Source organism: Pseudomonas sp. SED1 (assembly GCF_034044025.1).
Taxonomy (GTDB): domain Bacteria; phylum Pseudomonadota; class Gammaproteobacteria; order Pseudomonadales; family Pseudomonadaceae; genus Aquipseudomonas.
Genome location: NZ_JAXCIS010000033.1, coordinates 1 through 26,065, shown reverse-complemented (window position 1 = coordinate 26,065; position 26,065 = coordinate 1). Strand labels below are relative to the sequence as shown.

At 59.5% G+C, this 26,065-nt stretch carries 19 protein-coding genes; 11 read left to right on the top strand and 8 right to left on the bottom strand.

The genetic code is table 11. The annotated features are described in order from the left end of the window. Window positions 1-17: 17 nt before the first annotated feature. Complete coding sequence (locus SNL23_RS04260) at window positions 18-455, bottom strand: universal stress protein (RefSeq protein WP_076017234.1); 438 nt, start codon at window positions 453-455, stop codon at window positions 18-20. Between the two features lie 105 nt (window positions 456-560). Here SNL23_RS04260 and SNL23_RS04255 point away from each other — a divergent pair, with 105 nt between their 5' ends. From SNL23_RS04255 to SNL23_RS04225, 7 genes are all read left to right on the top strand, one after another. Then, window positions 561-998, top strand: a complete 438-nt coding sequence (locus SNL23_RS04255; RefSeq protein ID WP_076017235.1) for a hypothetical protein — start codon at window positions 561-563, stop codon at window positions 996-998. Between the two features lie 452 nt (window positions 999-1,450). After that, window positions 1,451-3,598 carry a fatty acid oxidation complex subunit alpha FadB gene (gene fadB / locus SNL23_RS04250; protein WP_063032264.1) on the top strand — a complete coding sequence of 716 codons (2,148 nt, stop codon included), beginning with the start codon at window positions 1,451-1,453 and terminating at the stop codon, window positions 3,596-3,598. A 29-nt stretch (window positions 3,599-3,627) separates the two neighbouring features. Beyond that, on the top strand, window positions 3,628-4,803 hold the full coding sequence (fadA, locus tag SNL23_RS04245) for an acetyl-CoA C-acyltransferase FadA (RefSeq protein WP_076017236.1): 1,176 nt from the start codon (window positions 3,628-3,630) through the stop codon (window positions 4,801-4,803). Between the two features lie 97 nt (window positions 4,804-4,900). Next, the gene (locus SNL23_RS04240) at window positions 4,901-5,137 is read left to right on the top strand and encodes a DUF1653 domain-containing protein (protein ID WP_010176359.1); all 237 of its coding nucleotides are present in this window, start codon (window positions 4,901-4,903) and stop codon (window positions 5,135-5,137) included. 114 nt (window positions 5,138-5,251) lie between these two features. Further along, the gene (topA, locus tag SNL23_RS04235; RefSeq protein WP_017477200.1) at window positions 5,252-7,873 is read left to right on the top strand and encodes a type I DNA topoisomerase; all 2,622 of its coding nucleotides are present in this window, start codon (window positions 5,252-5,254) and stop codon (window positions 7,871-7,873) included. A 146-nt stretch (window positions 7,874-8,019) separates the two neighbouring features. Next, window positions 8,020-8,541: a DUF6586 family protein gene (locus SNL23_RS04230; protein WP_258344404.1), complete on the top strand. Its 522-nt coding sequence runs from the start codon at window positions 8,020-8,022 to the stop codon at window positions 8,539-8,541. Window positions 8,542-8,649: 108 nt separating this feature from the next. Continuing rightward, the gene (locus tag SNL23_RS04225) at window positions 8,650-8,883 is read left to right on the top strand and encodes a hypothetical protein (RefSeq protein ID WP_003218969.1); all 234 of its coding nucleotides are present in this window, start codon (window positions 8,650-8,652) and stop codon (window positions 8,881-8,883) included. A gap of 111 nt (window positions 8,884-8,994) precedes the next feature. Here the strand turns inward: SNL23_RS04225 and sulA are convergent, their stop codons facing one another. Beyond that, window positions 8,995-9,468 carry an SOS-induced cell division inhibitor SulA gene (gene sulA, locus SNL23_RS04220; RefSeq protein WP_318301699.1) on the bottom strand — a complete coding sequence of 158 codons (474 nt, stop codon included), beginning with the start codon at window positions 9,466-9,468 and terminating at the stop codon, window positions 8,995-8,997. Window positions 9,469-9,478: 10 nt separating this feature from the next. Next, on the bottom strand, window positions 9,479-10,087 hold the full coding sequence (gene lexA, locus SNL23_RS04215; RefSeq protein WP_003172575.1) for a transcriptional repressor LexA: 609 nt from the start codon (window positions 10,085-10,087) through the stop codon (window positions 9,479-9,481). Window positions 10,088-10,349: 262 nt separating this feature from the next. Here lexA and psrA point away from each other — a divergent pair, with 262 nt between their 5' ends. The 3 genes from psrA to SNL23_RS04200 all read left to right on the top strand — a co-directional run bounded on the left by psrA (window position 10,350) and on the right by SNL23_RS04200 (window position 15,690). After that, the gene (gene psrA, locus SNL23_RS04210) at window positions 10,350-11,057 is read left to right on the top strand and encodes a transcriptional regulator PsrA (RefSeq protein ID WP_003218964.1); all 708 of its coding nucleotides are present in this window, start codon (window positions 10,350-10,352) and stop codon (window positions 11,055-11,057) included. 170 nt (window positions 11,058-11,227) lie between these two features. Next, entirely contained in the window at window positions 11,228-12,238 is a 1,011-nt protein-coding gene (gene nagZ, locus SNL23_RS04205; protein ID WP_318301698.1) for a beta-N-acetylhexosaminidase, read from the top strand. Window positions 12,239-12,399: 161 nt separating this feature from the next. After that, window positions 12,400-15,690: a DEAD/DEAH box helicase gene (locus SNL23_RS04200; RefSeq protein WP_318301697.1), complete on the top strand. Its 3,291-nt coding sequence runs from the start codon at window positions 12,400-12,402 to the stop codon at window positions 15,688-15,690. 123 nt (window positions 15,691-15,813) lie between these two features. Here SNL23_RS04200 and SNL23_RS04195 read toward each other — a convergent pair whose 3' ends face one another. The 3 genes from SNL23_RS04195 to mfd are packed head-to-tail and all read right to left on the bottom strand — an operon-like array spanning window position 15,814 to window position 22,544. Further along, the gene (locus tag SNL23_RS04195; RefSeq protein WP_318301696.1) at window positions 15,814-18,504 is read right to left on the bottom strand and encodes a DEAD/DEAH box helicase; all 2,691 of its coding nucleotides are present in this window, start codon (window positions 18,502-18,504) and stop codon (window positions 15,814-15,816) included. Between the two features lie 9 nt (window positions 18,505-18,513). Further along, window positions 18,514-19,083 (bottom strand): CsiV family protein, encoded by a 570-nt coding sequence (locus tag SNL23_RS04190; RefSeq protein WP_318301695.1) that lies wholly within the window; start codon window positions 19,081-19,083, stop codon window positions 18,514-18,516. An 11-nt stretch (window positions 19,084-19,094) separates the two neighbouring features. Then, window positions 19,095-22,544 (bottom strand): transcription-repair coupling factor, encoded by a 3,450-nt coding sequence (gene mfd, locus SNL23_RS04185; RefSeq protein WP_318301694.1) that lies wholly within the window; start codon window positions 22,542-22,544, stop codon window positions 19,095-19,097. Window positions 22,545-22,883: 339 nt separating this feature from the next. Between mfd and SNL23_RS04180 the strand changes: the two genes are divergently transcribed. Then, a complete protein-coding gene (locus SNL23_RS04180) occupies window positions 22,884-24,347 on the top strand; it encodes a glyceraldehyde-3-phosphate dehydrogenase (protein WP_092247393.1) in 1,464 nt (487 codons plus the stop codon). 188 nt (window positions 24,348-24,535) lie between these two features. Here the strand turns inward: SNL23_RS04180 and SNL23_RS04175 are convergent, their stop codons facing one another. After that, a complete protein-coding gene (locus SNL23_RS04175) occupies window positions 24,536-25,834 on the bottom strand; it encodes an MFS transporter (RefSeq protein ID WP_318301693.1) in 1,299 nt (432 codons plus the stop codon). A gap of 1 nt (window position 25,835) precedes the next feature. Further along, on the bottom strand, window positions 25,836-26,065 hold a 230-nt coding region (locus SNL23_RS04170; RefSeq protein ID WP_318301692.1), incomplete at its 5' end, for a hypothetical protein.

The following is a 26,065-nucleotide window of genomic DNA, read 5'->3' as shown; positions in this document are numbered from 1 at the left end:
TTAGATTGCCGTTGGTCTTACGAGCTCTTTACCAGTTTCACTGCCAGCACATCGCAAGGTGCGCCGTGCAGCACGTCATTGGCGGTGGAGCCCAGCAGCAACGCCAGGCCGTGACGGCCGTGGCTGCCGACCACGATCAGGTCGCAATTTTGTTCCTTGGCCAGGTGGTGTATTTCCTGGCGCGGCTGGCCGTAGGTCAGGTGGCTCTGGTCTTTTTTCAGGGCGGGGTACTTGTTGATCAGTCGATCAAGACGCTCCTTGGCCTGGTCGAACTGCTGCTGTTGCAGTTGGGAAAGGTCCATCGGCACGTCGCCACCAAAGGCCATGGCCATCGGTTCGACGATATGCACCAGGGACAGTTTCACCGAGTCGCCTGCAAGGCCTACGGCCCGCTTGATCACGGGGTCGCATTCTTCGGTCAGGTCCACGGCGACCAGAATATGTTCGTAGGGCATGAGAGGTTTCTCCAAAGGAAAGCGATAAGTTCAGTATGGCTGGTTTCAAGCGGATGGGGTTGCGTCGGGTCAAATCCGCTCATCAAGAAATTCGGGAGTACACATATGACGGTCTGGATAGTGGTGTCAATCCTTGCGCTCGTTTTGAGCCCTCTGGCGTGGTTGCGTCCTTCGCGCCATTCGAGTGGGCGCATGGCGTTACGCATGGAGGCACGGCGCATCGGTTTGACCATGCAACTGACACCTCAGGAATGGCCGCACTGGCTCAAGCACGAGCCGCCCAGCCCGTGTGCGCAGTATCACCGGCCACGACGCGGTACCAAGCGGGTGACCTGGAGTTATTGGCAGTTGGAACCGGGGATTTGGGTCAATCAGTGGCAGGAAACCTGCGTTGATGAAAAGTTGTTGCCGCATTTTGCGACGCTGCCTGCGAACGTCTACAAAGTCGAAGCGGACAAGCAAATGATCACCCTGTACTGGGGCGAGAAGGGCGAGTTGAGTGTGTTGCAGGACATTGACGCGGTGCTCAAAGCGCTGGCTTGAGATTCCTGCAGGCATTAAAAAGCCCGAAAGTATCATCGGGCTGGAGTTGGCCAGGCAGGCCGGTAATTCGTTTTACGTGCCGCTAGCCTAGCCGCATATTCGGTTCTGTACAGCCCTTTAAATCAAAATTCACATTATTGATTTCGCGAATGATTAAACATTGGCGGGGCGATGCCGGCTGCCTCGGGTTCTGAAATGACTGAAAAGTCGCGTTTTTCCGGCCCTCTCGAGCGATTGACAATTCTTCGGATTTGGCTGAAGGTGACGTACCCAAATCAAACGGGCGTATGAATTGAGCGTTTGTCTTTCAGACCGTTCGTACAGAATCCCGACTATCGCGTTGGCGGGTGTGCCTGGCAAATTGGCGTTAGCATCGACGGTAACGTCAGTGTCTACGCTGAATCCTGCGTCCGACGTGTACTGTTCAGCTTCCATATCGTGGAGATCAGTTGATGATTTACGAAGGTAAAGCCATCACGGTTAAGGCTCTTGAAAGTGGCATCGTCGAATTGAAATTCGACCTCAAGGGTGAGTCCGTCAACAAGTTCAACCGTCTAACCCTGAATGAATTGCGTCAGGCCGTAGACACCATCAAAGCAGATGCATCGGTCAAGGGCGTGATCGTCTCCAGCGGCAAGGACGTGTTCATCGTCGGCGCTGACATCACCGAATTCGTCGACAACTTCAAGCTGCCCGATGCCGAGCTTGTGGCTGGCAACCTCGAAGCCAACAAGATTTTCAGCGATTTCGAAGACCTCAACGTGCCGACCGTTGCCGCGATCAATGGTATCGCCTTGGGCGGCGGTCTGGAAATGTGCCTGGCCGCCGACTTCCGCGTGATGTCTGCCACCGCGAAAATCGGCCTGCCGGAAGTTAAGCTGGGCATCTACCCAGGCTTCGGCGGTACCGTGCGCCTGCCGCGCATCATCGGTGCCGACAACGCCATCGAGTGGATTGCCGCCGGCAAGGAAAACCGTGCTGAAGACGCGCTGAAAGTCGGCGCCGTGGATGCTGTGGTCGCTCCCGACAAGCTGGCAGAAGCCGCATTGAACCTGATCAAAGGCGCCATCAGCGGCGAATTTGACTACAAGGCCAAGCGTCAGCCAAAGCTGGAAAAACTCAAGCTCAACGCCATCGAACAGATGATGTCGTTCGAAACCGCTAAAGGTTTCGTTGCTGGCCAAGCCGGCCCGAACTACCCGGCGCCGGTTGAAGCGATCAAGACCATCCAGAAGGCCGCGAACTTCGGTCGCGACAAGGCCCTGGAGATCGAAGCCGCTGGTTTCGTCAAACTGGCCAAGACCTCTGCTGCGCAGAGCTTGATCGGTCTGTTCCTGAACGACCAGGAACTGAAGAAAAAGGCCAAGGCCTACGACGAAATCGCCCGCGATGTGAAGCAGGCTGCCGTACTCGGCGCCGGTATCATGGGCGGTGGTATCGCCTATCAGTCGGCGTCCAAAGGCACGCCGATCCTGATGAAAGACATCAACGAGCACGGTATCGAGCAGGGTCTGGCAGAAGCCGCGAAACTGCTGGTGGGTCGCGTGGATAAAGGTCGCATGACTGCAGCGAAAATGGCTGAAGTGCTTAACGGCATTCGTCCTACGCTGTCCTACGGCGATTTCGGCCACGTCGACCTGGTGGTCGAAGCGGTTGTCGAGAACCCGAAGGTCAAGCAGGCGGTACTGGCTGAAGTTGAAGCCCAGGTTAAAGAAGACACCATCCTGGCTTCCAACACCTCGACCATTTCCATCACCTTGCTGGCCAAGGCCCTCAAGCGTCCGGAAAACTTCGTCGGCATGCACTTCTTCAACCCGGTGCACATGATGCCGCTGGTGGAAGTGATCCGTGGCGAGAAGTCCAGCGAGTTGGCCGTTGCCACCACCGTTGCCTACGCCAAGAAAATGGGCAAGAACCCGATCGTCGTCAACGACTGCCCGGGCTTCCTGGTCAACCGCGTGCTGTTCCCATACTTCGGCGGTTTCGCCAAGCTGGTCAGCGCCGGTGTGGATTTCGTGCGCATCGACAAAGTCATGGAAAAATTCGGCTGGCCAATGGGCCCGGCGTACCTGATGGACGTGGTCGGCATCGACACCGGCCACCACGGTCGTGACGTGATGGCTGAAGGCTTCCCGGACCGCATGAAAGACGACCGCCGCTCGGCGATCGACGCGCTCTACGAAGCCAAGCGCCTGGGCCAGAAGAATGGCAAGGGTTTCTATGCTTACGAGACCGACAAGAAGGGCAAGCAGAAGAAAGTGGCCGACCCGTCGGTTCACGAAGTACTCGCGCCGGTCATCTACGAACAGCGTGAAGTGTCCGACGAGGACATCGTCAACTGGATGATGATCGCCCTGTGCCTGGAAACCGTGCGTTGCCTGGAAGACGGCATCGTTGAAACCGCGGCCGAGGCCGACATGGGCCTGGTCTACGGTATTGGTTTCCCTCCATTCCGTGGTGGTGCGCTGCGTTACATCGATTCCATCGGTGTGGCCGAGTTCGTTGCCCTGGCTGATCAATACGCTGATCTGGGCCCGCTGTACCACCCGACCGCGAAGCTGCGTGAGATGGCCAAGAACGGCCAGAGCTTCTTCGGTTAAGTGCCCAGACGACTAGAGCGAGAATATTTATGAGCTTGAATCCAAGAGACGTCGTGATTGTCGACTTCGGTCGTACTCCGATGGGTCGCTCCAAGGGCGGCATGCACCGCAACACCCGCGCTGAAGACATGTCGGCGCACCTGATCAGCAAATTGCTGGAACGCAACGTCAAGGTCGACCCGAACGAAGTCGAAGACGTGATCTGGGGCTGCGTCAACCAGACCCTGGAGCAGGGCTGGAACATCGCCCGCATGGCCTCCTTGATGACGCAGATCCCGCACACCGCTGCCGGCCAGACCGTCAGCCGCCTGTGTGGCTCGTCCATGAGCGCGCTGCACACCGCTGCCCAAGCGATCATGACCGGTAACGGTGATGTGTTCGTGGTCGGCGGCGTGGAGCACATGGGCCACGTCAGCATGATGCACGGTGTCGATCCGAACCCGCACATGTCCCTGTACGCGGCGAAAGCCTCGGGCATGATGGGCCTGACCGCTGAAATGCTCGGTAAAATGCACGGCATTACTCGCGAAGCCCAGGATGCATTCGGCCTGCGTTCCCACCAGCTCGCCCACAAGGCGACCCTGGAAGGCAAGTTCAAGGATGAAATCATCCCGATGAACGGCTACGACGAGAACGGTTTCCTGAAACTGTTCGACTACGACGAAACCATTCGTCCGGACACCACCCTGGAAAGCCTGGCGGCCTTGAAGCCTGCTTTCAATCCAAAGGGCGGCACCGTGACAGCCGGTACTTCGTCGCAGATCACCGACGGTGCTTCGTGCATGATCGTGATGTCGGCCCAGCGTGCCCAGGACCTGGGTATCCAGCCGATGGCGGTGATTCGTTCGATGGCAGTCGCAGGTGTGGACCCGGCAATCATGGGCTATGGTCCAGTACCGGCCACACAAAAAGCATTGAAGCGCGCAGGCCTGAGCATCTCCGACATCGACTTCTTTGAGCTCAACGAAGCTTTCGCCGCACAGGCCCTGCCAGTGCTGAAAGATTTGAAAGTGCTCGACAAGATGAACGAGAAGGTTAACCTGCACGGCGGCGCGATTGCCTTGGGTCACCCGTTTGGGTGTTCCGGTGCTCGTATCTCCGGCACGTTGCTTAACGTGATGAAGCAAAATGGCGGTAACCTTGGGGTTGCGACCATGTGCATTGGCCTCGGCCAAGGCATCTCCACCGTCTTCGAACGTATCTAAACGTTTCGCTGACGGAAGCCGGGGCCCAGTGCCCCGGTTTTTGTTTTTTGGAATTTTTTATATTTTTTTTTAACAAATTTTGTAAGAGGGCCAGAGCATGAAAGTCGAACCAGGGCTCTACCAGCATTATAAAGGTCCGCAGTACCGCGTTTTTAATGTGGCGCGGCATTCCGAGACCGAAGAGGAAGTGGTGTTTTACCAAGCACTGTATGGCGATTACGGCTTTTGGGTGCGTCCCTTGAGCATGTTCCTGGAGACCGTCGAAGTTGATGGCGAACAGGTCCCGCGCTTTGCTTTGATCCAGGTCGAACCCAGCCTTTTTTCCGCGCAATAAAGGCAGGCCGCGCAGAATGCTGCGCTTGACCTCACCTTGTTGCCACTATATATAGCGTTGCCGCGTCAGGCGCCAACCGCCTTTCACTTCTCGAATTCAGGAATTTTCCGATCCATGGGCAAATCGCTGGTCATTGTGGAATCCCCGGCTAAGGCCAAGACCATCAACAAGTACTTGGGTAACGAGTACGTGGTGAAGTCGAGTATCGGCCATATCCGAGACCTGCCCACCAGCGGTTCGGCTAGCGCCAGCAAGGAGCCTGCCGCCAAACGCGGCAAGGCGGCTGCGGGCGAAGGTCCGGTGCTCACGCCTAAAGAGAAAGCGCGCAAGCAGCTCGTCTCGCGCATGGGTGTCGATCCCGATCATGGCTGGAAAGCCAAGTACGAGATCCTCCCGGGCAAGGAAAAGGTCATCGAAGAGCTGCGCCGGCTCGCCAAAGATGCTGACACCATCTATCTCGCAACCGACTTGGACCGCGAAGGGGAGGCTATTGCCTGGCACCTGCGGGAAGCCATCGGTGGTGACGACAGCCGCTACAAGCGCGTGGTGTTCAACGAAATTACCAAGAAGGCGATCCAGGAAGCCTTCTCCAAGCCGGGCGAACTGGACATTGACCGCGTCAATGCCCAGCAGGCCCGCCGCTTCCTCGACCGCGTCGTGGGTTACATGGTTTCGCCGCTGCTGTGGGCGAAGATCGCCCGAGGCCTGTCCGCCGGCCGTGTGCAGTCGGTGGCGGTAAAGCTGGTGGTGGAGCGTGAGCGCGAGATTCGTGCGTTCAACCCCGAAGAATACTGGGAAGTGCACGCTGACCTGGGCACCGCCAAGGGCAACAACGTGCGCTTTGAAGTGGCCCGCGAGAAAGGCGAGGCCTTCAAGCCGCTCAACGAAGCCCAGGCCATGGCCGCGCTGGAGAAGCTCAAGGCTTCCAGCTACAGCATCGTCAAGCGTGAAGACAAGCCCACCAGCAGCAAGCCGTCGGCGCCGTTCATCACTTCCACCCTGCAACAGGCTGCGAGCAACCGCCTGGGCTTCGGGGTGAAGAAGACCATGATGATGGCCCAGCGTCTGTATGAAGCGGGCTACATCACGTATATGCGTACCGACTCCACCAACCTGTCGCAAGACGCGGTGGCAATGGCGCGCACTTATATTGAAAGCGAGTTCGGCAAGAAGTACCTGCCAGAGAAGCCGAACGTCTATAGCAGCAAGGAAGGCGCACAAGAGGCTCACGAAGCGATTCGTCCCTCCGACGCCAACACCGAGCCAAGCAAGCTGAGCGGCATGGAGCGGGACGCTGAGCGCCTCTACGAGCTGATCTGGCGCCAGTTCCTGGCCTGCCAGATGCTGCCGGCGCAATACCTGTCTACTACTGTCAGCGTGGGTGCTGGTGACTTCGAGCTGCGTGCCAAGGGCCGTATCCTCAAGTTCGACGGTTACACCCGCGTGATGCCGCAAATCGCCAAGCCGGGCGACGATGACGTGCTGCCGGACATGGCCCAGGGCGATGTGTTGAAGCTGATCAAGCTCGACCCGTCCCAGCACTTCACCAAGCCGCCGGCGCGTTATTCGGAAGCCAGCCTGGTCAAGGAGATGGAAAAACGCGGTATCGGTCGTCCTTCGACCTATGCGGCGATCATTTCCACCATCCAGGACCGCGGCTACGTCGCCTTGCACAACCGTCGTTTCTACTCGGAAAAGATGGGCGACATCGTCACCGAACGCCTGTCCGAGAGCTTCTCCAACCTGATGGACTACGGCTTCACCGCCGGCATGGAAGAGAACCTCGATGACGTGGCCCAGGGCGAACGCGACTGGAAAAACGTGCTCGACGAGTTCTACGGCGACTTCAAAAAGAAACTCGAAGTAGCTGAAAGCGCCGAGAACGGCATGCGTGCCAACCAGCCGGTGATGACGGATATTCCGTGCCTCACCTGCGGTCGCCCGATGCAGATTCGTACGGCATCCACGGGTGTGTTCCTCGGTTGCTCGGGTTACAGCCTGCCGCCGAAAGAGCGCTGCAAGGCCACCGTCAACCTGGTGCCGGGCGATGAAATCGCTGCCGATGACGAGGGTGAATCCGAGTCGCTGGTATTGCGTGGCAAGCACCGTTGCCCAATCTGCAGTACCGCGATGGACGCTTACCTGCTGGACGAGAAGCACAAGCTGCACATCTGCGGTAACAACCCGGATTGCAATGGCTATGAGATCGAAGAAGGCACTTACCGCATCAAGGGCTACGAAGGTCCGAGCCTGGAATGCGACAAGTGCGGCAGCGAGATGCAGCTCAAGACCGGCCGTTTCGGCAAGTTCTTCGGTTGCACCAACCCAACGTGCAAGAACACCCGCAAACTGCTGAAAAGCGGTGACGCGGCGCCGCCGAAGATGGACCCGGTGAAGATGCCTGAACTCAAGTGCGAGAAGGTCAACGACACCTACATCCTGCGTGATGGCGCTTCGGGGCTGTTTCTGGCTGCCAGCCAGTTCCCGAAAAACCGCGAGACCCGTGCTCCGCTGGTGATCGAGATCGTGCCTCACAAGGATGAGATCGATCCTAAGTACCACTTCCTTTGCGAAGCGCCGAAGAAGGATCCGGACGGTCGCCCGTCCGTGATCCGCTACAGCCGCAAGACCAAGGAGCAGTACGTGCAGACCGAAGTGGAAGGCAAGCCTACCGGCTGGAAAGCGTTCTACGACGGCGGCAAGTGGAAGGTCGAGGACAAGCGCCAGGGCGCTTGATACGGATTGTAGGAGCGAGCTTGCTCGCGAAGGTCGTTAACGATAACGCGGGAAGCCTGGCACCCAGTGGTATGCTCAGGTTTTTCGCGAGCAAGCTCGCTCCTACACCGTCAGCATTACGCCTTTTCGTTGTGGAGACTGCCTTCATGGCCAACGAACTCTATACCCGTACCAACCAGAAAATTTACTTCGCGGGTTTGTCCCTGGAAGCCCTCGGCCGCGCCGAGGAAGGAAAGGAGATGAACGCTATCGCGCTGGTGCAGGCCGGGCGTGAAGCGGCGCTGTTCCACCTGTATGGCGCCTTGCTTGGCCTGTGCCATGAGATTGCCGGGTTCTATCGCCTGCCTCAGGCCGGTTCACCGCGTGCAGAGATGATCATCAACCGTGACGTGCTGGAGACCATGGCCATCCCGGAGTTGGCCGAGTTGGTGGAAATGGCGCAGAGCCCGGACAGCTGGCTGGCCCGATTGCTGGTAGCCCACGCCGATATGTTTCAGCCGCCACGGGTGAAACACACCCCCAAAGGCGATGTGACCCAGCCGCTGATCGTAGCCGTGAGCCTGGACGAAGAAGGGCCTGAGCCATTAAGCCGAGAGGAGCTGGAAAGCTGGAGGCAGGAGTTGAAGAAACTGGCCATTCGGTTTCGAGATGGATTGAACGAGTGCTGAGTTAAGTTGGGCACCATTCATCAAGCCGTAAAGAAAGCTGTCCAGATCCTGAGCGAGGCCGCGCTGATGACTGATATAATGCCGGCCTTTCGTGGAGAACAGACTTTTATGCCAACGTCCTTTCTGGAAATTGTTGAATTGCCCGACGGCCGAATCGAGTTGCGCCGGGCCGAGGACGAGGGTTCTCTGGTTATTTTGGATTTTTCCGAAGACGCAAAAGCATTCCTGCAAGGCCAGCACGTGGAAGTGGCAAAAGCCATGTTGAGCGTAGGTGTGCAGATGGCAGGGCGCCTGGCTGAAGGCGAGCCGGAGAAGGAAGACGGCCCACGGATTCTTCACTGAGTCCGTTTGTCGGTTTTTTGTAAGATTGAATCGTGAAGATCGGCTTCTCAATCCTGAAGAAGCCTCGCGTCATGGCAGACCCTGACAGACGTCAGTTATCCGCGCATCGTTTTATCCCAACCGAATGTTCAAGCTCTGTGCATCGCCCGTACGTGCGGCGCTGATCAGCTGTTGCCTGGCCGCTGTCGTCAGCGGGTTCAGCCAGCTGACTACCGTATGGCTACGGCCCAGGCGCAAGGCTTCGCAGGTCAACTGCTGGGCACTTTGGGCACCGCGGGGTTGCAGCAACAGGATGCGCTCGCGGTTCAGGCCTGCGTCCCGCAGCCAGGCCTGGGTCAGGCTGGACGGCGGGGCGATCAGCGTCAGCCAGCGTGCGTCCTGCTCTTCGCTCAATTCGCGAAGGATCGGCGCCAGCAGGCTCAGGCAGCTCCCGGCAGCACCGCGCAACGACAGTTCACTGAACGCCTCGGGTTCGGCGCTCCAGGGCGCTTCGACCGTTTCCTTGAGGATGGGCGCAAGGGGCTGGGCCATAAAGGCCTCAAACAGCGACAGCTGAGTGTGTTGTGGGGTGTGTAGGAACTGCATGATGCCTCCGTTAGCGGCGAATAACGCCGACGCTCAAGCCTTCAATCACCAGGTCCTGATCCTTCAGGTTCACTTCAATCGGCGCAAACTCAGGGTTCTCGGCCAGTAGCCAGACCTTGCTGCCTTCGCGCTTGAAGCGTTTGACCGTCACTTCATCGCCAATACGGGCGACGACGATCTGGCCATTGCGGGCTTCACGTGTGGTGTGGACGGCCAGCAGGTCGCCGTCGAAAATACCCACGTCCTTCATGCTCATGCCATGGACTCGCAGCAGGTAGTCGGCACGGGGATGGAAGAACGTCGGGTTGATGTTGCAGGATTCCTCGACGTGCTGTTGCGCCAGGATCGGCGCACCGGCTGCGACGCGGCCGATGATCGGCAGTGTCGACTCGTCGGCCTTGGCTTCGAAGCCAGGGATACGAATACCCCGTGAGGCACCCGGGGTCATCTCGATCGCGCCTTTGCGGGCGAGGGCCTTGAGGTGTTCTTCAGCGGCGTTGGGCGACTTGAATCCCAGCTCCAGCGCAATTTCTGCCCGGGTCGGCGGGTAGCCGTTGTCATCGAGGCAGCGCTTGATAAAAGCCAGAATCTCAGCTTGGCGTGGCGTCAGTTTTAGCATGTTGATCGCTCTGTCTTTTTATACAGTGACTGGGATTATATACAGTGGACTGCGCTTGGCAATCACCGTTTTCAGTCACTCCGCTGGACGGTCGTTTGTCATCCGTCCTACAGGGTTAAAACAGCGCCGCCTACAGACGTTGGCGAATGTGATTAAATGGCCATGAAATCGGTGACCGACCAGCCGCAAACCGACCTGCAGGCTTGACAAGACATAGCTTGAAACGTATGTTTCAAACAAGTGTTTGTCAGGCGGAGTAGCCATGGCCCAGTCGGAAACCGTTGAACGCATTCTCGATGCTGCCGAGCAGTTGTTCGCGGAAAAAGGATTTGCTGAAACCTCATTGCGGCTGATCACCAGCAAGGCCGGGGTCAACCTGGCAGCAGTGAACTACCATTTCGGCTCCAAGAAGGCGCTGATCCAGGCCGTGTTCTCACGTTTCCTGGGGCCTTTCTGCATCAGTCTCGACCGTGAGCTGGAACGTCGCCAGGCGAAGCCTGAAAATAAGCCAAGCCTGGAAGACCTGCTGGAAATCCTCGTCGAGCAAGCCCTGGTGGTCCAGCCTCGCAGCGGTAACGACCTGTCGATCTTCATGCGCTTGTTGGGCCTGGCGTTCAGCCAGAGCCAGGGTCACCTGCGTCGCTACCTGGAAGACATGTACGGCAAGGTATTCCGCCGCTATATGTTGCTGGTTAACGAAGCCGCGCCGCGTATTCCGCCGATCGAACTGTTCTGGCGCGTGCACTTCATGCTCGGTGCCGCGGCGTTCAGCATGTCCGGGATCAAGGCCCTGCGTGCGATTGCCGAGACCGACTTTGGCGTCAACACCTCCATCGAGCAGGTGATGCGCCTGATGGTGCCGTTTCTCGCCGCCGGCATGCGTGCCGAAACCGGCGTTACCGACCAGGCCATGGCCGCCGCCCAGTTGCGTCCCCGCAGCAAGTCGGTACCGGTCCCGGCCAAGGTTTAACCCCGTCCGGGTGTGCGCGGCCGCTTGCATCCGCTAAGCTAGCCGCCCATGCCGATTTCAGCTATTTACCCACAGCCCGTTGCTCCCGCTGAGCGTCCGTTTCCAGATTCAATCCTGGCGATGCGATCTCGCGAGGGCTCCGGGCTGCGCGCGTTATTTAAGGAAGCTTTATGACCCAAGCCCTGCAAGGCTCTTTGATGGTGGACGTCGCCGGTACCTGGCTGACGGCTGAAGATCGCCACTTGTTGCGCCAGCCCGAAGTGGGCGGCCTGATCATTTTTGCACGCAATATCGAGCACCCGCGCCAAGTGCGTGAGTTGAGCGCCGCGATTCGCGCCGTGCGCCCGGACCTGCTGCTGGCGGTCGATCAGGAAGGCGGCCGCGTTCAGCGCTTGCGCCAGGGCTTTGTCCGCCTGCCGGCGATGCGTGCCTTGGCCGACAATCCGAATGCCGAGCAACTGGCCGAGCAGTGCGGCTGGATCATGGCGACAGAAGTACTGGCAGTCGGCCTGGACCTGAGCTTCGCGCCGGTGCTGGATCTCGATTACCAGCGCAGCGCAGTGGTCGGCACGCGCGCATTCGAAAGCGACCCCGAGCGCGCTGCCGTGCTTGCCGGTGCCTTTATCCGCGGGATGAACAGCGCCGGCATGGCGGCCACCGGAAAACACTTCCCCGGCCACGGCTGGGCTGAAGCCGATTCCCACGTCGCAATTCCCAATGATGAACGCAGCCTGGAACAGATTCGCGCCAATGACCTGGTGCCTTTCGCACGCCTGAGCAAGCAGTTGGCGGCCGTCATGCCGGCCCACGTGATTTATCCACAGGTCGACGCGCAACCGGCCGGCTTCTCCCGGCGCTGGTTGCAGGACATTCTGCGCGGTGAGTTGCAGTTCGACGGGGTGATTTTCAGTGATGACCTGTCGATGGCTGGCGCCCATGTGGTCGGTGATGCTGCTAGCCGTATCGAGGCGGCGCTGACTGCGGGCTGCGACATGGGCCTGGTGTGCAACGATCGCGCTGCCGCCGAGCTGGCCCTGAGTGCTGCCCAGCGCATGAAGGTCACTCCATCGGCCCGTATTGCACGGATGCGTGGCCAAGCGATTGCTTCTACCGAGTACAAGCAGGATCCACGCTGGCTGGCTGCGTTGGGTGCTCTACGCGATGCTCAACTGATTGAATAAGGCTGCCTCGGTTAAGGCATGCCCCGGTACTGATGCCTGGCCACGTGTGTATTTACGTTTTTTATGTCTGAGAAGTCTGGCTGCAACTACGGGTTGTTCGCACCTCTCTGTGAGAAACCCCCTCTTGAAGACATAACCTCCAGCGTTAGAATCCCAAGACTATGACCTCACTTATTGAACGCATTGTAGAATTGGATTGGCCTGATATTTTTGATCGAGGCACGTTTGATCGCGGCTTCAGATACGCGAAAGGCGGGCGGGTCCAGATAGTCGATGTCGGCCCCAGCGTCTTACACGCTAAATGTCAGGGGTCGGGTCCTAACGTCTATCAGCAGGTCATCACGTTGGTGGACTCTGCGGGTTCAGCCCGGCTTAGTTGCGAATGCTCCTGCCCGATGGTCAGCGATTGCAAGCATTGTGCTGCGGTACTCATTCATATGGAGGAAACGTACTCCGAGCAGTTCGCCGAAAACTCGAACCTGAGCCCTGATCTCGAACAATGGCTCAGCAGAATCCCTGCTCCTGGCGCCGAAATCGAGACATATGCCAAGGGCGCCAATAGCCGGGTGCTGTACAAGCTCCAGGAAGGTCGGATTCCGGGCCAGTGGTCGATGGTGGTCTACAAGGCTCGCCAGTTAAAAAGTGGCGCGTTGAATGACATAAAGTCGCTCTATTCACTGGACGAATTATTGATACGCTCGCCGGGTTATCTGCTTGAGGTGGATAAGCGGATCGCGCGCTTGCTTATACTTGGCCAAACCTATGGGCGATACAGCACCAGTTATCCGCTGGTGGGCGAGGCCGGTGCGCAAATCCTTGAGCTGGCGCTGAACACGGGGCGACTGTTTTACTCATTCGACCCGGTGCAGGCACTTCAGCGCGGCGCGAGCCAGGTCGCCCACTTCAGATGGGCCGAACAACCCAATGGTGACTACCGCCCGCAATGGCACAGTGCCGAGCAGCAGCTCAATGATGTGCTGCCCCTCACACCGCTCTATTACCTTGACCGCACCCGCATGGAGCTCGGGCAGCTGGAGCATGGGCTGGACGAGGCCTTGGCTCGCCATCTGTGCCAAGTTCCCGAGGTGCCTGCGCGCCACGTTGCCTTGTTTAGTCACCGCATCAGCGCAGTGGCTTCGGCCGTGCCGCCACCGCAAAAATTGACCGAGCGGGTCATCGATGACATTGAGCCCCAAGCGTGCCTGATATTGGGCAGTCATGAATCTTATTCTTATAACGCTGATTACCATCGTCCGATGGCAACCATTGAGAATCGTGCGGCGCTGGCCTATCGCTATGGCGCGGGTACCGGGAGTGATAAAGCCTCTACGGAAATCCTGTTACTGACGGGTACCGAAACTCAGCGTATCCAGCGCAAGCCCGCCGCCGAGAAGATATTGCGCAAGACCCTTGCAGGCCTGGGCTTTGCCAAAGTAACCCGCAAGACCCAGGCGCTGCCTGCAGATGCCGGAGAAATGTTCGACCTGGCCAGCGATGACGCGTGGCTGAACTTCGTTGAATGCGGTTTGCCATCGTTGCGTGAAGCGGGCTGGCAAGTGCTCATCAACCCAGGCTTTTACTACGATGTGGAAAATGTCGAGCAGTGGTATGCCGACGTTGAAGAGTCACCCGGGCGGGAGTGGTTTGACCTGGAGCTGGGTATCGAGGTCAACGGCGAGCGCCATAGTTTGCTTCCCATTCTGCTGAACCTGATGCGCCGCCAACCCCAGTTGCTTCAGCCTGCCCATCTGGCCGAGCGTGATGATGACGAGCGCTTGCTGGTGACGTTGGGAGTGGGCCAGAAAACCAAGGTTGCGCTGCCTTACAGCCGCATCAAACCGCTGATGGCGACCCTCGGCGAGCTGTATTTGCGCGAGCCCGAAGGGACTTCGCTGCGTTTGAACGCGCCAGACGCTGCACGATTGAGCGGTTTGGATGGCATCCCCCTCGTCTGGCAAGGCGGTGAGCGCCTGCGCGATTTCTCCAAGCGCTTGAAAGAGTCCACCCACACTCATGTTCCAGCCCCTCAAGGGCTGAACGCAGAACTTCGAGGCTACCAACTCGAAGGCCTGAACTGGATGCAAACCCTGCGCGAGCTCGAAGTCGGCGGCATCCTAGGCGATGACATGGGCTTGGGCAAGACCCTGCAAGCGCTCGCGCATCTGTTGTGCGAGAAGCAAGCGGGGCGTCTGCAAACCCCTGCCTTGGCCGTCATGCCCACCAGCCTGATTCCTAACTGGATGGACGAGGCCGCGCGGTTCACGCCGCAACTCAAAGTGCTGGCGTTGCACGGTGCGCGGCGTCAGGACGACTTCACGCGGCTGACCGATTACGACTTGGTGCTGACCACCTATGCGCTGCTACCCCGCGACCTTCAAATTTTGCAGCCTCAGTGCTGGAGCGTACTGATCCTCGACGAAGCGCAAAATATCAAGAACCCCAACAGCAAGGCGGCCCAGGCTGTACGGCAACTTGAGGCCGATCAGCGATTGTGTCTTTCTGGCACGCCGTTGGAAAACCACTTGGGCGAGCTGTGGTCGCTGTTCCATTTCTTGTTGCCGGGCTGGCTGGGGGACAGCAAAACCTTCAATCGTGATTACCGCACGCCAATTGAAAAGCATGGTAATGCGCAGCGTATGCAGCACCTCACTGCCCGTATCAAGCCGTTCTTGCTGCGCCGTAAAAAGGAGCAGGTGGCGACCGAACTGCCACCCAAGACTGAAATCGTTCATTGGGTGGAATTGAACGAGGCGCAACGGGACGTCTACGAAACCGTGCGCGTGGCCATGGACAAAAAGGTGCGCGACGAAATCAGCCGCCATGGCGTCGCCCGCAGCCAGATCATCATCCTGGAAGCGCTGCTCAAGCTTCGGCAGGTGTGCTGTGACCTGCGCCTGGTCAAGTCGGCCCCGTCCTCCAAGGCTATTCGTTCAGGTGCCGGCAAGTTGGGCAGTTTGATGGAAATGGTGGAGGAGTTACTGAGTGAAGGTCGGCGTATCTTGTTGTTCTCGCAGTTCACTTCGATGCTTGCGCTGATTGAGCAAGAACTGGAGCAGCGTCAGATCGACTATTCGATCCTGACCGGCGAAACCCTTGATCGACGCACACCCGTCAAAAACTTCCAGGAGGGCAAGACACCGCTGTTCCTGATCAGTTTGAAGGCCGGCGGCACGGGCTTGAACCTGACGGCCGCCGATACGGTGATCCACTACGACCCGTGGTGGAACCCGGCCGTGGAAAACCAGGCGACTGATCGGGCCTATCGTATCGGGCAGGACAAGCCGGTGTTCGTCTACAAGATGATCGCCAAGGGTACGGTAGAGGAAAAAATTCAGGCGTTGCAGCAGGAAAAAGCAGCGTTGGCTGACCGTGTGCTTGAAGGTGGCGCGAATGCCGGATGGAAGTTGGAACAACGGGATATCGAGGCGCTGTTTGCTCCGCTGCCTGGCTGAAGACCGTTTCGTGCCCATCGCGGGCAAGCCCGGCTCCCACATTTGATCGCACTCCAAATGTGGGAGCCGGGCTTTTAGGGCCTCAGCATCGCCGCGATCGGCGATGTACAAGTCACGCTGCAATCAAAGCTTTTCTTGCTTGTGAGGTAGCGGCGCAAACAACGCCTCAATATCCTCATTCCCCAGCTTCCAATCCCCCGTCGTCCGCCCATCCAGAACGCCCGCCGCCAGATCAGACTTTTCCTTCTGCAAATGCTGGATTTTCTCTTCCACGGTGCCCCGGGCAATCATCTTGTAGACGAACACCGGCTTCTCCTGACCAATACGATACGCACGGTCGGTCGCCTGGTTTTCCGTCGCCGGGTTCCACCACGGGTCGTAGTGAATCACCGTGTCTGCTTCCGTCAGGTTAAGCCCGACGCCACCGGCCTTCAGGCTGATCAGAAAAATCTGCAGCTTGCCGCTCTGGAAATCCTTCACCGGCGTGCGGCGATCCCGGGTTTGCCCGGTCAACAGCGCATAGGCAACGCCACGCTTCTTCAGTTCGGCTTCGATCAGACTCAGCATCGAAGTGAACTGGGAAAACAGCAGGATCCTGCGGCCTTCGGCAAACAGCTCTTCGAGCATCTCCATCAAGCTGTCGAGCTTGCCCGAGCTGCTGCCTTTCGCCGGCAATGCCGCATCATTGACCAGGCGCAAGTCACAGCACACCTGACGCAACTTGAGCAGCGCTTCCAGGATGATGATCTGGCTACGGGCCACGCCCTTGCGGGTGATCTCGTCGCGAACTTTCTTGTCCATCGCCAGGCGCATGGTCTCGTACACGTCGCGCTGGGCTTCGTTGAGGTCGACCCAATGAATGATCTCGGTCTTGGGCGGCAACTCCGTCGCCACCTGCTCCTTGGTACGGCGCAGCAGGAACGGCTTGATCCGACCATTAAGGTGCTGCAATCGCACATCGCTGCCGCGTTTTTCGATCGGTACGCGGTAATCGCGGTTGAAGCTTTTCACATCCCCCAGCCAACCCGGCAGCAGGAAGTGGAACAGCGACCACAGCTCGCCCAAGTGGTTTTCCAGGGGGGTACCGCTGAGGCACAGGCGCTGGCGGGCGTTCAGCTCGCGGGCCGCCTGGGCGGCCTTGCTGTTGGGGTTCTTGATGTACTGCGCTTCGTCGAGGATCAACACGTGCAAGGGCAGGGCGGCCAGTTGCTCGATGTCCTTGGGCAGCAGGGCGTAGGTGGTCAGCAGCAGGTCGTAGTCCTGCAATTGAGCGAAATGTTTCTTACGCCCGGCGCCGTACAACGCCAATACTTTGAGCTGCGGCGTGAAGTGCGCCGCTTCGTCGAGCCAGTTCGGGATCAGGCTGGTGGGCATCACCACCATGCACGGCCGGTCCAGGCGTCCGGCGATTTTCTCGCTGAGAATATGCGCCAGGGTTTGCAGGGTTTTGCCCAGGCCCATGTCGTCCGCAAGAATCCCGCCGACGTCGAGCTGGCGCAGCGACTGCATCCAGCTCAGGCCTTCCAGCTGATAAGGACGCAATGTCGCGTTCAAGCCCTCGGGCGCTTCGCAGCTGAAATCTTTGATGTCCCGCAGACGCTGGGCGAAGTTGCGGATCTTTTCGCCGCCTTCCCATTGCAGCGGCAAGTCTTCCAGCGGGTTCAGGCGAATGGCGTCGGCCTTGGCCAGGCGCAGCGCAGTGGTGCCCGGCTCTTGCAGGTAGAACTCGCCCAGGGTCGCCAGCACCGGTTTCAGCCGCCCGTAAGGCAGCGCCACTTGCAGCGGGCCGTGGCCGTTGGGCAGGCCGGGAATGTTCACCAGGATCAGTTCGTCATCGCGGCGCCGAGCGAGTTTTTCCGGGTTGAGGATCTCGGTGTGGGAGCGCATCAGGTTCAGCAGGATCGGCAGCAAACTCAGGCGTTCGCCGTTGACGATGATCCCCAGCTCCAGGTCGAACCAGTCACGCTCCGGCACTTCGTCGACGCTGGCATACCAATCGTCTACGGCACTCAGGTCAAAACCGAAATCTTCGTCGATCTGCAATTCCCAACCCTGGGCGCGCAGGGTCGGCGATGCATTCAACGTGAAGTTCAGCCACGCGCTGTCATTGACCATCTCGAACAGCTCGCCGGCGCTTTCCGGCAGGGCCTTGCTCTGGCGGGTGGCGATCTTGAAGCCCAGCAGGCGCAGTTGTTCGCGAAACTGCTGCTCAATCTCGGGGTGGCGCTTGATCCGCAGACTCTGCTGTTCCTGGCGCACGATAATGTCGGCGTTCTTCTGGCCGCTGACGTAGTTGCCCAAATAGTTGAAGGACAACGCTGCACGGTGCTGGATATAACGCTGCATCTTGCCGTTGCGCGGCTCGAAGGCGCTGAACTCGATACTCGCCAGCCACAATCGCGGCTCCGGTTGCACGTCTTCCATCACCACTTGCGGCAGCACTACGCGGTTATCCAGCACTGCCTGGAGCTTCTCCAGCAACTCCGCGTCCTGAGCCGCCGCCGGGTAGGCCAGGGTTTCCTGGACCTTGAGCAGCACTGCGGCGATGTGTTTGCAGTTGGTGTGCACGGGGCAGGTGCAGCGGCTATCCACCAGGATCAGCGTGCCCTTGGCAGACTCGCGCAGCGAAATGGTCTGGCGGTAGACATTGCCGCCCGAGCCTTCGCAGCTGGCAATGATGGTGCTGTCGCCGGACTCGACGATACGCACACGGTTTTCCAGGGCGTAGCGTCGGCCGCGCTCAAGGCTTTGCTCTTTAAAGCGATTGGCCCACGAAGGGGCCAGGGGTTTGGTCAACGACGACGTCAGGGGCATGGTGCTGGATCAGTCCTGGACATCGGGCGGTGGTGCGCTGGGCGGCTTGGCGGTCAGCGAAGTGATCTTGATCAGCAGGGCGAGGTGGCCGCCGTCCAGGTAGTTGAGCTGGTTGTTCTTGGTGCGCACGTCTTGCTGGCTGAGGTGTTCGCTGGCAATGACGCTGCCGTTGGCGTCGAACTGGTTGACCCAGAAGTCGGCGTCGATATCGGTAAAACGCCCAAGCTGCAGGCTCAGGGTGCCTTCGATGGGAAACTGACCGAACTGTTCCTGGCCGTCGCTGATGGCCAGCTTCACCGGTTGTTCACCGAGGTTCTGATCCCAGGCCCGGTGCAGCAACACGGTGTAATTATTGTCGGCGCTGAGCTTGTCGACGATGTTGCCCAGTCGCGGCGGGCTCATTTTGTCGGTCCCCAGGCGTGGCGCACCCGCGTCCCAGTCTTCCGGCGCCGCGCGGCTATTGATCACGGGCTCGGCGTTCTGGCGCACCAGGATCATCTCCACCAGGTACGGGCTGTCGGCAAACGCCGAAGGGGCAACGACCACCAACAACAAGCTCAAAATGCGGAACAGGCGCATTGGGGCGTCCTTCAAGCAGATTTCGGGATGAGGCGCTCAAACAGCGCCTCCAGTGTATTAAAGCGTTCTTCAGCGCGTTCCATCGGCACCATGAATTTGAACAGCGTAGCCCCTTCGAACTTGTAGCGATTGGGTTGGCCCTGAATCAGCTTGATCAGCACCAGTGGGTCCACCGGCGTCTGCGCTTCGAACTCGATACGCCCACCTTGCGGCCCGGCGTCGACCTTCTTGATGCCCAACTGCTCGGCCTGCAATTTGAGCAGGGTCAGGCGTACCAGGTTCTTGGTCGGTTCCGGCAGCAGGCCGAAGCGGTCGATCATCTCCACTTGCAGGTCCTTGAGGCCGTCTTCATCGGTGGCCGAGGCGATGCGTTTGTACAGGATCAGCCGCGCATGCACATCCGGCAGGTAGTCTTCGGGAATCAATGCCGGCAAGCGCAGGTTGATTTCCGGGCCGCCACCCAGCGGTTGGTCAAGGTTCGGTTGCTCGCCCTTGCGGATGGCTTTTACCGCCCGTTCGAGCATTTCCATATAAAGGGTGAAACCCACGGCCTGGATCTGTCCGCTCTGGCCATCGCCCAGCAGTTCACCGGCACCACGGATTTCCAGGTCGTTGGTGGCCAGCACAAAGCCGGCGCCGAGGTCCTGGGTATTGGCGATCGCTTCCAGGCGCTTTTCAGCGTCGGAAGTGATCTGCTGGCGCGGCGGCGTCAGCAAATAGGCGTACGCCTGGTGGTGACTGCGCCCGACCCGGCCGCGCAGCTGGTGCAACTGGGCCAGGCCGAACTTGTCGGCGCGCTCGATGATGATGGTGTTGGCGCTCGGCACGTCGATGCCGGTCTCGATAATGGTCGAGGCGATCAGCACGTTGAAGCGCTTGTGGTAGAAGTCGCTCATCACCTGTTCGAGTTCGCGTTCGCGCATCTGCCCGTGGCCGATGGCGATCCGGGCTTCCGGTACCAGTTCGGCGAGGTCGGCGGCGCATTTCTCGATGGTTTTCACATCGTTGTGCAGGTAGTACACCTGGCCGCCACGCAGCAACTCACGCAGCAGGGCTTCCTTGACCGTGCTTTTGTTCTGCTCCATGACGAAGGTGCGCACCGACAACCGGCGCGCCGGCGGCGTGGCGATGATCGACAGGTCACGCATGCCCGACACCGCCATGTTCAGCGTGCGCGGGATCGGTGTGGCGGTGAGGGTCAGGATGTCGACTTCACTGCGCAGGGCCTTGAGCTGTTCCTTCTGACGAACACCGAAGCGGTGCTCTTCGTCGATGATCACCAGGCCGAGGTTCTTGATCTTCACATCGTCCGACAGCAGCTTATGAGTGCCGATGACAATGTCGATCTTGCCTTCTGCCAGGTCAGCGATGGCTGCGTTCACTTCCTTGGCCGACTTGAAGCGGCTCATCACTTCCACGGTCACCGGCCAGTCGGCAAAGCGGTCGCGGAAGCTGTTGTAGTGCTGCTGGGCGAGCAGGGTGGTCGGCACGAGGATCGCCACTTGCCGGCCGCCATGCACCGCGATAAAGGCCGCGCGCATCGCCACTTCGGTCTTGCCGAAGCCCACGTCGCCGCACACCAGGCGGTCCATCGGCTTGGGCGCCAGCATGTCGGCGCGCACGGCGTCGATGGTGGTTTGCTGGTCCGGGGTTTCTTTGAAGGCGAAGCCGGCGCTGAAGGTGGCGTAGTCGGCTTTTGGATCGGCGAAGGCATAACCTTCGCGGGCGGCACGGCGGGCATAGATGTCGAGCAACTCGGCGGCCACGTCGCGTACCTGTTCGGCGGCCTTGCGCTTGGCTTTCTGCCAGGTCTCGGAGCCGAGGCGATGCAACGGCGCGAGGGCGTCGTCGCTGCCGGTGTAGCGGGCGATCAGGTGCAGGTTGGCCACGGGCACATAAAGCTTGGCGCCCTCGGCGTATTCCATGGTGAGGAATTCGGCGACCTGGTTGTCGATTTCCAGGGTCTGCAGGCCCAGGTAGCGGCCCACGCCATGGTCGATATGCACCACCGGCGCGCCTTCGCGCAGTTCGGTAAGGTTCTTGATCACCGCATCATTGTTGGCGTCGGCGCGTTTTTCGCGACGGCGACGCTGCATCACCCGCTGACCGAACAGCGGGCTTTCGGCAATCAGTGCCAGGGCCGGGTCGTCCAGCAGCAAGCCTTCGTCCAGCGGCGCGATGGTGATCGCCAGGCGATCCTTGCTCGCGACAAAGTCCGGCCAGCTGTCGACGGTTTTCGGCCGCAGCTTCAGGCGTTCCAGCAACTCCAGCAGCACCTCGCGGCGCCCGGCGGACTCGGCGGTAAACAGCACGCGGCCGGGGAAGTCGCCGAGGAAATTCGACAGCGCTTCCAGCGGCTGGCTGGCCTTGGCTTCAATTGCCAGGTTCGGCAGCGCTTGTGCCGGGAAGCGCTCGCGGCCGGCACCGGCGTCCACGTCCTGTTGGCTGGCGACTACGCGCGGCCAGTTTTTCAGGCGGGCGAAGCAGTCTTCCACCGGCAGGAACAGCTCGGCCGGTGGCAATAAAGGACGGGACGGGTCGACGCGGCGTTCTTCATAACGGTTGCGCACGTCATTCCAGAAGTTCTCCGCCGCCTGTTCGATGCCTGGCAGCGAGAACACTTGGGTGTCCTGGGGCAGGTAATCGAAGAGGGTCGAGGTTTCGTCGAAGAACAATGGCAGGTAGTACTCGATACCGGCGGGGGTAATCCCGCTGCTCAAGTCCTGGAAGATCGGGCAGCGGCGGAAGTCCACGTCAAAGCGCTCGCGGAAACGCGCCTTGAAGCGCGTGACCGCGTCTTTTTGCAGCGGGAATTCCCGGGCCGGCAACAGCTTGACCGAGTCGACCTTGTCGATGGAACGCTGGTTTTCCGGATCGAAGGTACGCAGGGTTTCGATTTCGTCGTCGAACAGGTCGATCCGGTAGGGCAGTTTGCTGCCCATCGGGAACAGGTCGATCAGCGCGCCACGCACCGCGAACTCGCCGTGCTCGTACACCGTGTCGACGCAGCGATAGCCACTGGCCTCAAGCCGGGTGCGCATTTGCTCCACATCGAGCTTCTGGCCGATATCCAGCACCAGGCTGCTGCCCAGCAGGAACTTGGTCGGCGCCAGGCGATGCAGGGCCGTGGTGATTGGCACCACCAGCACGCCGTGGGCCAGTTCCGGCAAGCGGTACAGGCTGGCGATGCGCTGGGAAATGATGTCCTGGTGCGGCGAGAACAGATCGTAGGGCAGGGTTTCCCAGTCCGGGAAATGCAGCACCGGCAAATCGGGGGCGAAGAAACTCAGCTCCTGTTCCAGCCGCTCGGCACTTTGGCTGTCGGCGGTGAGCAGCAGGGTAAAGCGCTTGGCAGCGCTGGCAGCCTCGGCGATGGCCAGGCTGAGGGCGGCACCGGGCAGATTGCCCCAGTGCTGTTTACCTGCCGCGGCAGGGAGAAGCGGTAGACGCAGAACGGGCACGGAAGGTTGAGCTCCAAGCGTTGCGACAAAGTCGGTAATTGTAACGGCCCGGAGTGCCGCCTGTCAGTTGCTGACTGAGCCTATTACGGTTTGTAGGAAATGTAGTGGCTAAGACAAACAAAGGCGTCTTTTGACTCATTATGTAGTGCCGAAATCGGTGTATGTTTCGGAGGGTTACGGACACTTTGTCACAATGGCCCAGAAGGGGGTGCGCTGGAAGCCACGTATTTACTGGGCTCCAGCGGGGTGATATTTTTTTGCAAGGGGTTTTGTTGTGGTGCGCGCATTGCTCCGAGGGCGGTCGGGCGGCATAATGTAGCCCCTTTTTTCTGCCCCTACATGTGGAAGGTTCCCGTGACTCAGAAGCCCGACCAGTGTCTTGGTGAATGGATCGACCGTGAAGCACTCGCTGAAGCGATGATTCCGCTTATCGGTCAGCTCTACCGCAATAACAACGTGGTGAGCTCGATCTATGGCCGCAGCCTGATCAACCAATCAGTCATCGCGATTCTCAAGGCTCATCGCTTTGCTCGCCATCGTTCCGCCGACGACAGCGAACTCTCCGTCCACGAAACATTCCCCCTGCTCAAGGCCATGAGCGAGCTCAAGCTCGGCGCGGCCTCGGTAGACCTGGGCAAGCTGGCCTATAAATTCCGCAAAGAAGGCGCTGGCCGCACCGCCGAGCAGTTCGTGCGTGAAGAAATGGCCGATGTGGTTGGCCAGCAAAACGCTGCTGCCCGCAAAGGCACCGACGTCGTGCTGTACGGCTTCGGTCGTATCGGCCGTCTGCTGGCGCGCATCCTGATCGAAAAAACCGGTGGCGGCGACGGCCTGCGCCTGCGTGCCATCGTGGTTCGTAAGGGTGCAGAAAACGACCTGACCAAACGCGCCAGCCTGCTGCGTCGCGACTCGGTACACGGTCCGTTCAACGGCACCATCGTCATCGACGAAGAAAACAACACCATCACCGCCAACGGTAACCTGATCCAGGTGATCTACGCGAAGAACCCGTCTGAGGTGGATTACACCCAGTACGGCATCAAGGACGCACTGCTGGTGGACAACACCGGTGTGTGGCGTGACGCCGAGGGCCTGGGCCAGCACCTGGCTTGCCCGGGTATCGACCGCGTTGTCCTGACTGCGCCTGGCAAGGGCAAGCTGAAGAACATCGTGCACGGCATCAATCATGCTGAAATCACCGCTGACGACAAGATCGTGTCCGCCGCTTCCTGCACCACCAACGCCATCGTGCCGGTGCTGAAAGCTGTGAACGACAAGTTCGGCATTGTTAACGGTCACGTTGAAACGGTTCACTCGTACACCAACGACCAGAACCTGATCGACAACTTCCACAAGGGCGATCGCCGTGGCCGTAGCGCCGCGCTGAACATGGTAATCACCGAGACCGGTGCTGCCACCGCTGCTGCCAAGGCCCTGCCTGAGCTGGCCGGCAAGCTGACCGGTAACGCGATCCGTGTTCCGACGCCGAACGTGTCGATGGCCATTCTCAACCTGAACCTTGAGAAAGCCGCCACCCGTGAAGAGATGAACGAGTACTTGCGCTACATGGCGCTGCACTCCGATCTGCATAAGCAAATCGACTTCGTCAACTCGCAGGAAGTGGTGTCCACCGACTTCGTTGGTTCGCGCCACGCCGGTGTGGTGGACGCTGAAGCGACCATCACCCAGGATAACCGCGTTGTTCTGTACGTCTGGTACGACAACGAATTCGGTTACAGCTGCCAGGTGGTTCGTGTGATGGAAGACATGGCCGGGGTTAACCCGCCAGCATTCCCGCGCTAAGCATCAGCGGTAAATGAAAAAGCCCCGACTGGTTCGGGGCTTTTTTATGTCTGTGGGTTTTGTAGTGGCTGGCAGGGCCTCTTCGCGAGCAAGTCGAATCGTCGCACCGCCGCTCCCACATTCGACCGCATCTCTTCAGGTGATACGCGGGTAAATGTGGGAGCGGGCTTGCTCGCGAAAGCGACCTATCAAGCGCCGCCGACTATCGAAGCCTGCGCGGTACGCAGTTCATGCTGATTGCCTTTAAACAGGATCAATGTGGCGATCAAACCCAGCACCGCTGCGCCGCTAAGCCAGATGCCCGGTGCCGCCTTGTTGTCCAGCACGTGGATCAGGTAGGTGCAAGCTGCCGGAGTAAAGCCGCCAAAGGTCGCCGTCGCCAGGCTGTAGGCCAGGGAGAAACCGGTGGTACGCACTTCTACCGGCATGATTTCGGTCAGCGCTACAACCATCGCGCCGTTGTACGAGCCATACAGGAACGACAGCCAGAGCAGCACGATCAGCAGATGGCTGAAGCTCGGGTTGACCACCAGCCAGGACAGCGCCGGATATGCGGTGAGGATCGCCAGAATCGTCGCCCCCAGCAGCAGGGGTTTACGTCCGATCTTGTCGGACACTGCACCCATCACCGGCAGCCAGATGAAGTTGGAGATGCCGACGCACACGGTTACCAGCAAGGCGTCGAAGTCCGACAGGTGCAATTCGGCCTTGCCGAAGGTCGGGGTGTACGCGGTGATCAGATAGAAGGACACGGTGGTCATCACCACCAGCGCCATGCCGGCGATCACGATGCCGAAGTTCTGGCCGATCGAGCGGACGATTTCCTGCAGGGTAGGGCGGTGTTTGCGTGCCTGGAATTCCGGGGTTTCTTCCAGGGAGCGACGAATCACGAAGATCACCGGCACGATCAGGCAGCCGATCAGGAACGGCACGCGCCAGCCCCAGTCACCCATTTCTTCCGGGCTGAGCCAGTGGTTCAGGCCCACGCCCAACAGACCGGCGAATACCACCGCGGCTTGCTGGCTGGCGGACTGCCAACTGACGAAGAAGCCTTTGCGGCCCGGGGTGGAGATTTCCGCCAGGTACACCGACACGCCGCCCAGCTCGACACCGGCGGAGAAGCCTTGCAGCAGGCGACCGAACAGCACGATCAGCGGCGCCGCGACGCCAAGGGTGGCGTACCCGGGCACGCAGGCAATCAGGACGGTACCGGCAGCCATCATCGCCAGGGTGATCACCAGGCCCTTTTTACGGCCGTGACGGTCGATGTAGGCACCGAGGAAAATCGCGCCCAGCGGACGCATCAGGAACCCGGCACCAAAGGTCGCCAGGGACAGCATCAGGGACGCGAAAGCGCTGTCGGTGGGGAAAAATGTCTTGGCAATGGCCGTGGCGTAGAAGCCATAGACCATGAAGTCGAACATCTCAAGGAAGTTACCGCTGACAACGCGAAAAATCGCCTTGCCCTTGCCCGTTGTAGTGGACATGTCATGCACTCATTTTGGCTATCTTATTGGTAATCCCTGGTCGCAACCGTCCTTGCTGTTGAAGCTCTGGCACGAGGCTGGCGCTGAACAGTTTTGTAACGATATGTGTATAAGACACCACAGGCAACAAAAAACCGATAGCAAGCTGGCAAATTGCCGCAGGCCTGCGGGTGATGAAAATCCAATGTGGGAGCGGGCTTGCTCGCGAAAACGGTGTGTCAGTCAGCTTAT

What these genes read in the sequence shown, in the direction of transcription:
- SNL23_RS04240 (WP_010176359.1), top strand. Translation starts at nt 4,901, where the DNA reads ATGAAAGTCGAACCAGGGCTCTACCAGCATTATAAAGGTCCGCAGTAC.
- SNL23_RS04195 (WP_318301696.1), bottom strand. Translation starts at nt 18,504, where the DNA reads ATGCCCCTGACGTCGTCGTTGACCAAACCCCTGGCCCCTTCGTGGGCC.
- nagZ (WP_318301698.1), top strand. Translation starts at nt 11,228, where the DNA reads ATGACCCAAGCCCTGCAAGGCTCTTTGATGGTGGACGTCGCCGGTACC.
- sulA (WP_318301699.1), bottom strand. Translation starts at nt 9,468, where the DNA reads ATGCAGTTCCTACACACCCCACAACACACTCAGCTGTCGCTGTTTGAG.
- SNL23_RS04175 (WP_318301693.1), bottom strand. Translation starts at nt 25,834, where the DNA reads ATGTCCACTACAACGGGCAAGGGCAAGGCGATTTTTCGCGTTGTCAGC.
- SNL23_RS04225 (WP_003218969.1), top strand. Translation starts at nt 8,650, where the DNA reads ATGCCAACGTCCTTTCTGGAAATTGTTGAATTGCCCGACGGCCGAATC.
- fadA (WP_076017236.1), top strand. Translation starts at nt 3,628, where the DNA reads ATGAGCTTGAATCCAAGAGACGTCGTGATTGTCGACTTCGGTCGTACT.
- psrA (WP_003218964.1), top strand. Translation starts at nt 10,350, where the DNA reads ATGGCCCAGTCGGAAACCGTTGAACGCATTCTCGATGCTGCCGAGCAG.
- lexA (WP_003172575.1), bottom strand. Translation starts at nt 10,087, where the DNA reads ATGCTAAAACTGACGCCACGCCAAGCTGAGATTCTGGCTTTTATCAAG.
- SNL23_RS04230 (WP_258344404.1), top strand. Translation starts at nt 8,020, where the DNA reads ATGGCCAACGAACTCTATACCCGTACCAACCAGAAAATTTACTTCGCG.
- SNL23_RS04260 (WP_076017234.1), bottom strand. Translation starts at nt 455, where the DNA reads ATGCCCTACGAACATATTCTGGTCGCCGTGGACCTGACCGAAGAATGC.
- SNL23_RS04200 (WP_318301697.1), top strand. Translation starts at nt 12,400, where the DNA reads ATGACCTCACTTATTGAACGCATTGTAGAATTGGATTGGCCTGATATT.
- SNL23_RS04180 (WP_092247393.1), top strand. Translation starts at nt 22,884, where the DNA reads ATGTGGAAGGTTCCCGTGACTCAGAAGCCCGACCAGTGTCTTGGTGAA.
- topA (WP_017477200.1), top strand. Translation starts at nt 5,252, where the DNA reads ATGGGCAAATCGCTGGTCATTGTGGAATCCCCGGCTAAGGCCAAGACC.
- SNL23_RS04190 (WP_318301695.1), bottom strand. Translation starts at nt 19,083, where the DNA reads ATGCGCCTGTTCCGCATTTTGAGCTTGTTGTTGGTGGTCGTTGCCCCT.
- fadB (WP_063032264.1), top strand. Translation starts at nt 1,451, where the DNA reads ATGATTTACGAAGGTAAAGCCATCACGGTTAAGGCTCTTGAAAGTGGC.
- SNL23_RS04255 (WP_076017235.1), top strand. Translation starts at nt 561, where the DNA reads ATGACGGTCTGGATAGTGGTGTCAATCCTTGCGCTCGTTTTGAGCCCT.